Source organism: Heyndrickxia oleronia, from assembly GCF_017809215.1.
Lineage (GTDB): Bacteria > Bacillota > Bacilli > Bacillales > Bacillaceae_C > Heyndrickxia > Heyndrickxia oleronia.
Genome location: NZ_CP065424.1, coordinates 1,117,637 through 1,130,297, shown reverse-complemented (window position 1 = coordinate 1,130,297; position 12,661 = coordinate 1,117,637). Strand labels below are relative to the sequence as shown.

Genomic DNA, 12,661 nt, shown 5'->3' with positions numbered 1-12,661 from the left:
CATTTAAATCAATATAAAAAAACAAATTCTTTAGAGGATGTTTCCTCCTTGATTGGTACTACAAAAAGACATCTAAATCGAATACGAAAGGACTAGTCAGAGAAAGGGATTATCAAACAAAAAGAAAATGAAATTCAATTTAAATTGGGACAAGATTAATGAACTCTCAGAAAATGTACGTTTTGAATGGTTATCAACGCGGGAAATTTATAAAACATTCTATTGCCTACATTCAAATATAAGTATAAAAAATATCCCTTTAGATCATCAAATCTAAAAGGATACCATCGTAAGTATTTTACAAATACTGTTAATGTATTAAACATCTTTTTATAAGAATCGCAACTTTATTTCAAATTAGAATACATATTTTGCATTTGCACCATCATTCCACAGTTAAGCTCTTCGCTAAATTTCGCGGACGGTCCACATCAAAACCACGAACTGTTCCTGCATAGTAAGCTAATAACTGCAATGGAATCGCTGCAACAATCGGCATCAAGAATGGATGAACTTCAGGAATATACATCACTTCATCGACAATTTCACTAATATCATCATCTCCAACAGTAGTTACGCCGATAACAAAAGCATCTCTTGCCTTGATTTCGCGAATATTGCTTATAGTTTTATCACGCAGATGCTTTTGTGTAGATAGAGCGATAACTGGAACTCCAGGAGTAATCAGTGCCATCGTTCCATGCTTCATTTCGCCAGATGCATAGGCATCTGCATGTAAATATGCAACCTCTTGAAGTTTTAATGCTCCTTCTAATGCCAAAACGTAATCTAAGCCCCGCCCAATTAAAAATAGGCTTTCTTGATCCTCGGTTACTTGTGCAAATTGATCGATCGCATCCTGAGTCATGATCAAGGTTTTTTCCACTTCATCAGGGAGCTGTTCCAATTCCTTGATCATTTCTGGAATACGTTCAATCCCTGGGCCATTTATCGTTTCAGTAAGAACGATCGCTAGAAGCAATAAAACGGTTATTTGGGTGGTATATGCCTTAGTTGCTGGAACGGCTAGCTCCGGGCCGGCATTTGTACATATTGTGTAATCTGCCTTTCTTGCAAGATTACTGCGTTTACGATTTGTAATGGCAATCGTTTGGCATCCATTCGCTTTTGCCTCTTTTAAAGCAGATAATGTATCAGCTGTTTCACCTGATTGGCTAATGACAATGACGAGATTATGTTCATTTAGTGGTCCGTGTTCGTAGCGAAATTCGGAGGAAATGGAGACTTCCACAGGTAGATTTAGCATCGTTTCCATCACTTTTTTCCCAACAATTCCTGCGTGATAAGCTGTACCACTTGCAACAATATCAATTTTTTTAAAGGATTGAAGATTCTCTTGTGTTAATAGTTTATTAAGTTCTGGTAATTCGACACTGTTTTCGGTCAAACGCCCCTCTAAAGTTTTTTTAATCTCTTTTGGCTGTTCAATAATCTCCTTTAGCATGTAGTGATCATATTCCTTCATGCTGAAATCATCTTTATCCCATTCTACGATGATTTTATCAGGCTTCACTTCTTTCCCATCAACTGTTTGTACATTAATTCCAGTTGAATGAAGGATGGCTATTTCTCCATTTTTAATTGGATAAATTTCCTTCGTATAAGATAAAAGCGCCGAAATATCAGAGGATAAAAATGCCTCATTTTCACCATATCCGATAATTAATGGATTTTCCTGTGAAATGGCAATAATCGTATCTGGTTGCGATTTTGACATAATCGCCAGAGCAAAGGATCCTTTCAATAAGGGGACTACTTTTTTTACTGTTTCTGCAAAATCCCCAGTATCAAAGTGAGCAAGGAGATTAGGGATAACTTCTGTATCCGTTTCGGTTGTAAATGTATGTCCCTCATGGATCAGCATATTTTTTAACGCTCGATAATTTTCAATGATTCCGTTGTGAACAACAATATATTTCTCCTCTACATCACAAAGGGGATGAGCATTTGCAACTGAAGGGATCCCATGAGACGCCCATCTAGTATGACCGATTCCTATATTCCCTATATTGATTGGCTCAATTTCCAAAAGTGCCTTCAAGTCCTCTATCCGACCTTTTTCCTTGCGAATTTCTATCGTTTTTATATTTGAAATTGCCAGTCCTGCTGAATCATACCCACGATAGTCTAAATGGGTTAGACAATCTAAAATGATTGAATGAGCCGAAGACTTTCCTATATATCCAACAATTCCACTCATTTCCCCATCACCTCGATTAATTTGTTATGAGTATTATATACGAATTTCTATGGGGTGGGTATCGAAAAGAGCTTATTGTAACAATTGTATGTTTGATGAGTGATTCTTACGTATACAGAGAAAAAGTGGGTATTATTGAAGATTAGAAGGATTTATTTTTGAACGATGGGGAAGTTTCGTTAAATCGCTTTATTTTATGTATATTAGAAGAATTTCGGGTGAGCCCCTGCTATTTTCCATAGAATAGACATTTTTTTAGAGCCTAGCGCCCCTTATATAGAGAAAAACTTACTCTAGTTATATTTCTATTATAGTAAAAAAGAGATTGTCCATTTTTTTAGACAATCCCTTTTTTCTACTAGATTTTAAATTTCTTTAGTAATAATTGTAAATCCTCAGCAAGATTGGATAGTGACTTTGCTGAATACGAAATTTCTTGCATGGATGCGACGGTTTCCTCTGTTGTAGATGCCATTTCTTCTGCTGCAGCAGAGTTTTCTTTTGCAATCGCTGCTAGATCATTGGCTACAGAGCTCACCTCTTCAACACTAGCGGTCATTTGCTGAGAGATGGCTGCTACATCTTCCATTTGTGGAGCAATTTCCTTCATTCCGTTTAGGATTTCATAAAATTTCTCAATAGTTTCTTTTGAAATAGAAAGACCTGTTTCAACCTTTTTCGTTGCTTCCTCCATGGTCAATGCAGAGGTTTCCGTTTCCTTTTGGATTTCTGAAATTAATTGCGCAATTTGTAATGCAGATTTCCTTGATTGTTCAGCCAATTTTCTAATTTCCTCTGCGACTACGGCAAACCCTTTGCCAGATTCACCTGCACGAGCTGCCTCAATCGCTGCATTTAAGGCCAGTAGATTGGTTTGATCCGCGATTCCCGTAATCATTTCAATTATTGACCCAATTTCTTTAGAACGATCAGTAAGAGAGGTGATTTTCATATTTGATTGTTCAACCGAATCATATATCTCTTGCATTTGATCAACAGTTCGATTGACAAATTCTTCACCCTCTTCAGCAAGCTGAGTTGTATTCCGCGTTAGATCCGTAACATGTGCGGTATTATCTGCTACTCGCTGAATACCAAGTGCAATTTCGTCCATTGCATTCGCATTGCTCTCGATTCCTGTTGTCTGGTTTTCGGCACCTTTGGATACCTGTTCGATTGCATCAGCTACCTGTTCTGTTGCACGGGTTGTTTCATCTGCGCTCGCATTTAATTCTTCGGACGAAGCTGATAGTTGGATGGCACTTTCATCAATTTGTTGGACTAAATGTCGAATATTCCCCGCCATGTCGTTGAATGCTTCAGCCAGATCATTGATTTCGTCACTAGTTCGAATTTCAATCTTTTGGGTTAAGTCCCCCTCACTCATTCGATTAGCAGCATCTTTTAATCGCAGAAGTGGTTTCGTTATCGATCGAATGATAAAAAAGGCAGCAATCCCCCCAATGACTACCGCAATTAAATTAATGATTCCAGTAAATATCATGATTGGCTGTGAAGTTTCATTTATTTCTGTATTAAATAGGGCGCCACCAATTTTCCATCCAGTCAGCTTATTGGTGCCAAAAATCATGATATTTTCATAACCTTGGGTCTTATATTCAAATTCCCCTGTGTTTTTTTCATATAATTTTTGATAGAATGATTGCTTTGCCTCAGATCCACCTTTTTCCTCTGGGTGTGCAATAAATCGTTTATTATTATCCAGAATCATCGCATACCCTTTTGAGCCGATATTAATTTTTTTAACAATATCATTCATACCTTGTAAAGATATATCGATTCCAATAACTCCTGATCGATCATTTATTGTTTTCGCTATTGTAACAACCATTTCTCCACTAGTAGCTGATACATAAGGCTCTGTAATAATCGTTTCACTTGGTTTTTTTAAGGCTTCCTGGTACCATGGTCTTTGTCTCGGATCATAGTCCTCTGCCATTTTTTTATTAGGAGATTGAATCATTAGCCCTGTTTCTGTTCCAACATATATTGCTTGTACATTTTGATGATAATTCATATAATCATCAAGTTTCTTTCGTACAATTGGACTTTCCATTCCTTGATAGTCATTCAAGTTAATCGTGCTCGACAAGTACTCTGCATCACTTAAATATGGGGTAATAGTATCACTAATAAGGGCGTTGAGTGTATCTACATTTTCTCTTGCAGATTTAATTAATAGTTTTTCAATACTATTTTTCGAGTTTATGTATGCTGCAGTTCCAACAATCATCGTTGGAACTAAAAGCATTATGACAAAAGTAATAACAAGCTTTTTTCGAATCGTTAGCTTAAACTTTTTCTGTTCCTTCATGAAGTTACTCCCTCTTTCATTTCAAAGATGTCATTTGAATCATGGTGTCCTCTCTCTTTCTTTCACCACTCCGATCAATTTTGAAATTTTTAAATATTAAGACATTCTGTTTTACCCCATATTTTTTTATCGACATTTTTTTTAAAGTTTTAACGTTTTCTAAATTGCCAAATGTTTCCTTTGTTATTTCTATTTAAAAGCTAGGGTCTTTTCAAATTTTGTAATCGATAGCTCTTAGGATCTCAATATTTATCAAACTGATTTCACGTTAAAATTGATCAATATATCAACCGATTTATTAACACAAAAATCAACAATATAACCATTCTAATTACTCCCTCCTTTTCTTTGAAACGTTTTTAATTCCTACACGTCGAAGTAGTTGAATTGAATTTAGAGGAGGAAATTGAATGAGAAAACTGTTCACAGTATTAATAGCGGTGTTATTGATCTTTAGTATTAATATGACAGCTTCCGCGAAAACCGCTACAGGAGATTTAACGCCAAAGGAGGCATTGTCGATTGCCAAAAAGGCACGTACGCATTATTGGAGTGCAATGATTGGTCATAACTTAAACAATAAAAATACAAACTGTAAGGTAGAAACCTTTATTTACAAAGGAACAGATTATCGCTATTTCTGTACTGAATTTAATACAAAGAAGAAGTTGGTATCCTATCTTAATGAAGTATTTACATTGAATGCAATTGAAAAAGGGGTTAAAAAATATCGTTTTATCGAATACAAAGGAAAGCTCGCACAGCCTAATGCAGATGGGGGGAGTCTTTTAGATTGGGACAAAGCGAAGGGAAAACTTATTTATACCAAAAAAGATGTTCGCCTATACGAGTTTTCTGTTCCATTAGGTGAGACAGGTGAGCATTCAAAAGAAAAAGTGACCTTTGTAAAAGTAAAAAATCAATGGCTGATCAATGCAATCGATGCAGTAAAATAAAATAGTTTATGGGGAAGAATGAGGAAAAGGCAAATTTCCTCATTCTTATAGGCCCTTTCCTTAAACATTGTCGCTAATGAAGTAGTGTATTGACTATTAACTCTCGGTTGTAGATTGCTACATCTTTCATCACCGAGGAAAGAGCTGCAAACTCCATAAGACCGTTGAATTCTTTATTGGAAGTAAAAGCCGGTACTTGGGCTTTTACAAAAGCAACAAACTATAAAAACAGCATTCTTATATAATCGATAGCGAATGATGACAAACACTCAGCCATACAATATTATATATAAGCTATTTTAGGGAGTGTGTTAACATGTTTATTTATACGGTTCAACCTGGGGATTCTGTCTATCAGATAAGTCAAAAATATTCCGTCCCATTTGACCAGATTCGTCTTGCAAACGGGCTGAACCAAACAAATATCGTTCCAGGTCAAGCTTTAGTGATTCCTACTAATACATATATTGTTCAACCCGGTGATAGCTTCTATTCCATCGCAAAAATGGCCTATTTATCTGTAAATCTTCTAATACGTACGAATCCCACCATTTCTCCGAATCGTTTACAGCCAGGGATGAGATTAACCATTCCTAATATTTCTAATTATCAAGCAACTGGATTAGGATTTTATACACTAAGAACACCAGAGCAGGATCAAAGTCTCATCAATAATTTTGCACCGTATGCTACCTATATCGCCTTCTTTGAATACCATTTTTCTATTGATGGTTCTTTAAATACAATAAATGATGCTACTGCTATACGTACAGCTTGGTCACGCCGAGTTAAGCCGTTAATGACGATTACCAATTTAACTGAATCTGGATTTAATGCTCAACTAACCCATCAAATGCTTAATCAGCCCTCTGCTAGAAATAATTTAGTTAACCATATTGATCAAATTGTAACTAATAAAGGATATGCTGGTGTGAATATCGATTTTGAGCAAACTCTTGCAGCAGATAGAGATTTATTCACTGGATTTTTAAGAGAACTTCGTGATCGTTTAAAACCAAAGGGGAAACTGTTGACGGTTGCTGTTCCACCAAAAACAAATGATAATATCCCTTGGCTGCGGGGCTATGATTACGGGGGGATCGGATCTGTTGTCGACTTAATATTTATCATGGCCTATGATTGGCATCACGGGGCAAGTGAACCTGGGCCCGTTGCACCAATCAATGAGGTAAGACAAACATTGCAATTCGCGATCGATAGAATACCAAGAAATAAGATCCTATTAGGTCTTCCACTATATGGCTATAATTGGACACTTCCCTATGTTGAAGGAACCATCTATCCGGGTATATCAAATCAGAATGCTGTCCAATTGGCTATGAATTATCAGGTTCCTATTAACTATTCCGAAAAAGATCAATCCCCGTATTTTCAATATGTTGATGATCAAGGTATCCAGCACGTCGTATGGTTTGAGGATGCGCGAAGCATGAGCGTAAAGAGCCTACTGATTCGGGAGTTCAAAATTGAAGGTGCCGGTGTCTGGCAACTCACTCTCGGTTTTCCAGAAGGGCCTTGGATCCTTACAAACTTTTTCCATATAAAAAAGTCCTAAATTTTCATAAATTACTAGCTATCCGCTTAGGGATAGCTTTTTCTATGAACCTTTATATCTCTGATTTTCCTTCAAATTAAAAATATTCCTTGTATTACATTTAAATTAAATTTTATTAATTTCTGTAACCTTTCCAGTTTCTATTACGACAAATATATTTAGGGGGGTATGGAGATGGAGAATCGGTTTTATGAGTTTTATGAAAAATATCATCAAAACTTATTTCAGTTTTTATTTTATATGGTAAAAAATCGCGAACAAACTGAGGACTTGGTACAAGAAGTATATATTCGCGTATTAAAATCGTATCATCAATTTGAAAATCGAAGCAGTGAAAAAACGTGGGTTTTCTCTATCGCTAAACATGTAGCCATTGATTTTTTTCGTAAGCAAAAAAGATGGAAACATCGGCTAGCAGATACATTTGACATGGAAACTAACCAAATAAGTGATCTATCTCCTCTTCCAGAAGATATTGCCCTTCAAAATGAATCTATCCAATTAATGTATCGCTGCTTAGATAAATGTAAGATTGATCAGAGAATGGTATTAATATTAAGATATATTCAATGCTTAACCATTGCGGAAACAGCTGAAGTGCTCGGATGGACCGAAGGAAAAGTAAAAACTACACAACATCGGGCATTGAAAGCATTAAAACTTTTAATGGAAGCCGAATTAAAGAAAGGAGATGCAAACTGTGGAAAAATACGATTGGAAAGATAATACGTATAATATAGAAGAATTACTCAAGAAATTTCCGGTCGTAAAAGACCATAGGCAACCGCAGGAAATATATGAAGCCATTTCTCCTAAATTAGTGAAAAGAAAGCGACCGTTCTGGTTGTTTCCTGCTGCTGCATCTTTCGGTGTCCTAGTAGTTGTTTTTATTGTTAGTTCTTCCTTATATAATCATAAACCGATGAATTCCTCCAAAAAAGATAGCAAGCAGGAATCGATGGATATGGGCTTGAACACACTTCAAGCAAATGATATACCAAATATTTTTTCTGAAACGAATCAACGCTATGCTGTACAACCCGAGGAAAACTATCTCACTTTCAGTCTTACTGATCCAAACGATAAAAAAATTATTATTCCTATTAGTATGATTACAGACGAAAAAGAGCTTCCTTCTTTGCGCAATTACAATAATAAAATAAGTAAAATGCCATTTGATCAATGGGGGCTCCTTCCAATTGATCTTGACAATGTAAAGAAACTTTATACGAAAGATGACAAGCTCATTATTGATATAAAATCACATACTACCTCTTTAGATGACAATACCTTTTTTGAGTCAATAAAAGAGACTTTTCGCTGGCAAAATTATCATGAGATTGAATTATTATCAGACGGAAAGTCCGAAGCCATTTTCCCTGTTGAGGAAGCTGGAAACCATGCGTTTATTGAATATATGAATGATGAGGATCATCCTACCTTTCTTACACCAACAAAGGAGAGGTATGACACTTTGTCAGAAGCAGTCAAATATATGGAGAGTGAAAATTTCAAATGGCACAAGCCCCTACATCCACCGATTCCAGATGGAGTAGATATTGAGAAAATTGAAGGTGACAAAAACAAAGAACATGTAAAGATAACATTTACGAATGATTCAGGTTTACAAAATAATGAAGCCACTACCCTAATGTTAGATAGCCTTCTGCTTACTGCACGCGAATTTGGTTACAAAACGGTAACATTTTCTGGTGCAGAAGACTCATCTATTGAACAAATTGGTCCTATACCATTTCATACAGCCATTACTGTTCCCGTCGCTCCCAACCCGGTAGTATTAGAATAAATTCTACAAAACTGCACGATAAGTGCGGTTTTTTACTTAGTAAAATATTATGCTAACCAGAAAAATATAAATTAGGGAAAAACAAAATAAAAAAAGGAAAATAATATTCAGTTCTGGTAAAACGACTTTATCAAAAAAACTAATTGCTCCCGAACTATTTTCATTTGAGCGTTGATGATTTCGATTATTGAAAGGCTGTTTCCTCTAATTTGTTGCTTTTGTAAAAGATTCAGCGATTCTTATAAGCTTCTAGATCTTTTCTCATTGAAATGAAAGGGGACTAGCTATATGTATCGTTATTTTCTTCCTTCGCGGTAATCAAACACTTCTTTTTGTTACCGTGCACAGGTGATTTCCTTCTCCAAGATAATCAATCACTCATTTTCGTTACCTTGCACGCCTAATTTCCTCCTTCACGGTAATCAAACATTCTCTTTCGTTACCGTGCTCGCGCAATTTTCTCCTTCAAGGTAATCAATCGCTCCTTTTCGTTACCGTGCTCGCCCATTTTCCTCCTTCAAGGTAATCAATCGCTCTCTTTCATTACCGTGCTCGCGCAATTTTCTCCTTCAAGGTAATCAATCACTCTCTTTCGTTACCGCGCCTAGGTAATGTCCTCTCATCCTTCACGGTATTCATACATTCCGCTTATTGATTCAAACTTTACTTAAACCTGTTCCAACAGAGTATTTTTTCCATGAGATCATTGCCATCTTTTCAAATAAAGGGATTAATCTTGTGATCGACCACATATTACATGATGAGATGCATTCAGAAATTGCTTTGATAGTTTAAAAAATTTTCCAGTTTGTTTGTAGGTGTCCACTAACCCTCTATATGAGCTTGAATTGATGGACAAATTAAGTGGAGACCGTTTAATTGGACAGGCTAAAAAACAATTAGAATTTGTACATCAGCAAAAAGAGGTATACGATATCCAAATTGATACATACAAAAACTCAATAAAATCTTCCAACGATCTGATTATTAGGATCTGTCTGGAACAGAACATATAAAGAATGGGGCTGTTTCAGACAGCCCCATTTACTTCTATTTAATTATTTTGAATTCCCCATTCACTGATGTCATTATTTCATCCGTATCAATATAGTTGAATTCAATAGTATTTCCTTTTTCAATAAATATTGAATACGGGAAATCGCTCGATTGTACAACAAAAATTTTATCACTGCCCTGTATCATGAATTTTACTGCTGTACCTCGTTCCGTTTCCGCTTTATAGACATGTGAGACAATTCCTTTTTGAGACTTCAATAAAGCTTTATCAGTAGGTGTTGTAGTATCATTACCTAGTTTTGTAGCAATCGCATATTTATAGTCATCGAATAATTTTCTTTTTGTATCACCTGTGCTATAAACCTTTTCATCCTTTGCATTAATTAGCATCATTTCTCGGAATACGTGATTGGAATCCATTAACGGTACAACCCATGTAAATTGACCATAAATCGTATAAAGAATCGGCGTACCCGCTTCATATTTGTTCGCTCTAAATGTTTTTTCAGCAACATTCATAGCAGATTTTCCATTTAAAAGGCCATTGCCTTCAGTGAAGAAAGTAAATTTCCCTGTTCTCGCATTTAATATAGAGTAACTGACCATTGCCCCACTCCCTGATTTCGGGCGGGTAAAGTCGGTAAACCAATGAAGTTGCAGCTCTTGATCAAAGACTCCATTCACCTCATCAACTCCCTCCCAATTTGTTGGGACCATGACATCCTCTTGGGAGAAGTGGGAATTCCAAAATCCATGAACATATTTTCCATACCACTCATTCCAATCCTCTGCAACATTCGTTGGAATGGCATGATCAATAAAGTCAGGTAAGTTGTTTAAGGAGTAATCCGTTGTTTTTCCTGTTACTGGGTCGACTAAATATACTCCTTTTACATCGACAATATTGCGGAATTTTTCATATTTCCCATATGGAATTACATAGTATGGATGATCCTCATCATCCGGTTCAAAACTGACATCTAATAAAATCATATCCTTATGAATCGAACGAACATGTCGTTTCACGTCTTTGCTAAAAAATGCTGACGGTACATAGCTCATCTTCACTCGTACGAGCTCGGCTTCAGCCCCTTCATCCTCAGCACTCATTTTAATAAAACCAGGAACCTTTTCTCCTTTTAACCATTTAAAAAATCCAGTATATTCTATTGGAGTCACCCAATAAAGATGATTATCGATTTTTTGAATAGTTGAGTCGCCTAGATCATAATAGGATGAGTGTTTTAGCTCGCCTATTAGCTTTTCACTGCGATATCTTGCATATTTTTCTGGAACTACAGGAATATGCTGCTCATCAATGGCTGATTCCTCTTTCTTTTCTATCGTTACCTTTTTCTTAACAAACTCATACTTATCATTCGTAATTGTTATTGGATAAATAAAGGTAAAATACAGTCCTCCAATAATAAAAGCAAGCCCTAGAAGTGGTGTAATTCCCCCATACTTTCCACGGATAAAAAGAATATCTAGAATAAAAAACGCACCAATGATAAATAATCCGTAACTAATAAAAGCTTCCCATGTATGGTCGACAAGACCTACATAGGTAAGTACAAAGATACTTACAATTCCTGCAATCAATCGCAAGCCTTGAAAGGCTAAAAATGACTTCTTTTTATAATTTGATTTCCATATTAATGGATTCAAAGTTAAGGCGAATAGTGCTATGAGATAATACATGATGTTTGCCTCCGTAAAAATAATAATATTTCTAACTGTACTAATACGTATAAGGATGATAAAAAGTTTCAGTTTAACTTTTCATCTAAAAGTTTGCATAATATAGGTTAATTATTTGTCAGCTCAAATACTACTCTCGTACACCTTCAAATTAGTAAATATAAGGTGAAGAATTGGAGTGCTATCTATAAAATTAGCATGCTCAAGAAGATAGTGAAAAAAGTGGTCTGCCTCTGTTGCCATTCCTTTTTCCATGTCACGCTGCATCGATGATTTCATTTCAGCATTCAATTCTGCAATTTTTTCAAGGGTAGCTTTCCCGCTCGCTGATGTGATTGGTGCACCCATCGATTGCATGATTGATTGTACTTCATGACAAATTTGTTTGATTGATTGTTTTCCTGACATTGCTTCACGAATAGGACCAATCGGAGCTCTCATTAGTGTAGTAATCCCCGAAAAAGTAGCAATAAATAAATATTTTTCCCACATGGATTGGTTAATATTTTTGCTATATTCGAATTGTCCCTTCGTTCCTTCAAAAACCGTTTGAAGTGTTTTTATTCTTTCTGTCTCTTCTCCATTTCTTTCACCAAAAACAAGTCGATGAACCGGGCTAGTTTGTACAACATGTCCCTTTTCATTTAATGTTGTTTCAATAAAACAAAGTCCACCTAATATTCTCTTCTCCCCAAATTCCTCTACTAATTTATCAATATGGGCTATTCCATTTAATAATGGTAGAATCATTGTTTCCTCACCAATATATGGACGCATACTTTTAATTGCGCCGTTTAAATGATAAGCCTTTGTAGCAAGTAAAACGACATCAAATGGATCAGCTCTTTCACCGTCGCGAAGAAGCTTTGGTGTCAGTTTCATGTCCCCATGAATACTATTAACAACTAACCCCCCCTCAGTTAATTGACGATACCTATTTTCTCTAACTAGGAATGTAATATCCTCACCTTTTTCCAATAACCGTCCACCAAAATATCCTCCAATTGCACCTGCGCCTATTACTAAAATTCTCATTTATATTGCACCC

Annotated in this window: 9 protein-coding genes; 5 read left to right on the top strand and 4 right to left on the bottom strand. The window is 35.9% G+C overall.

The features are described 5' to 3' along the window. Positions 1-385 precede the first annotated feature (385 nt). Together glmS and I5818_RS05575 are read right to left on the bottom strand one after the other, a co-directional pair. Positions 386-2,221 carry a glutamine--fructose-6-phosphate transaminase (isomerizing) gene (gene glmS / locus I5818_RS05580; RefSeq protein WP_078110894.1) on the bottom strand — a complete coding sequence of 612 codons (1,836 nt, stop codon included), beginning with the start codon at positions 2,219-2,221 and terminating at the stop codon, positions 386-388. Between the two features lie 358 nt (positions 2,222-2,579). Further along, complete coding sequence (locus I5818_RS05575) at positions 2,580-4,556, bottom strand: methyl-accepting chemotaxis protein (RefSeq protein ID WP_078110893.1); 1,977 nt, start codon at positions 4,554-4,556, stop codon at positions 2,580-2,582. A gap of 410 nt (positions 4,557-4,966) precedes the next feature. Between I5818_RS05575 and I5818_RS05570 the strand changes: the two genes are divergently transcribed. From I5818_RS05570 to I5818_RS26415, 5 genes are all read left to right on the top strand, one after another. After that, positions 4,967-5,512, top strand: a complete 546-nt coding sequence (locus I5818_RS05570) for a DL-endopeptidase inhibitor IseA (RefSeq protein WP_209391867.1) — start codon at positions 4,967-4,969, stop codon at positions 5,510-5,512. A 316-nt stretch (positions 5,513-5,828) separates the two neighbouring features. Then, complete coding sequence (locus I5818_RS05565; protein WP_078109814.1) at positions 5,829-7,088, top strand: glycosyl hydrolase family 18 protein; 1,260 nt, start codon at positions 5,829-5,831, stop codon at positions 7,086-7,088. Positions 7,089-7,262: 174 nt separating this feature from the next. Then, the gene (sigX, locus tag I5818_RS05560; RefSeq protein ID WP_071975073.1) at positions 7,263-7,814 is read left to right on the top strand and encodes an RNA polymerase sigma factor SigX; all 552 of its coding nucleotides are present in this window, start codon (positions 7,263-7,265) and stop codon (positions 7,812-7,814) included. Continuing rightward, positions 7,789-8,895: a hypothetical protein gene (locus tag I5818_RS05555; protein ID WP_071975074.1), complete on the top strand. Its 1,107-nt coding sequence runs from the start codon at positions 7,789-7,791 to the stop codon at positions 8,893-8,895. The genes sigX and I5818_RS05555 overlap by 26 nt, the downstream gene beginning before the upstream one ends. A gap of 851 nt (positions 8,896-9,746) precedes the next feature. Then, positions 9,747-9,911 (top strand): phosphotransferase-like protein, encoded by a 165-nt coding sequence (locus tag I5818_RS26415; RefSeq protein WP_139358111.1) that lies wholly within the window; start codon positions 9,747-9,749, stop codon positions 9,909-9,911. A 34-nt stretch (positions 9,912-9,945) separates the two neighbouring features. Here the strand turns inward: I5818_RS26415 and I5818_RS05545 are convergent, their stop codons facing one another. Together I5818_RS05545 and I5818_RS05540 are read right to left on the bottom strand one after the other, a co-directional pair. After that, positions 9,946-11,613, bottom strand: coding sequence for a hypothetical protein (locus I5818_RS05545; protein ID WP_209391866.1), 1,668 nt, complete (start codon positions 11,611-11,613; stop codon positions 9,946-9,948). Positions 11,614-11,736: 123 nt separating this feature from the next. Next, the gene (locus I5818_RS05540; RefSeq protein WP_078111494.1) at positions 11,737-12,648 is read right to left on the bottom strand and encodes a ketopantoate reductase family protein; all 912 of its coding nucleotides are present in this window, start codon (positions 12,646-12,648) and stop codon (positions 11,737-11,739) included. Positions 12,649-12,661 lie beyond the last annotated feature (13 nt).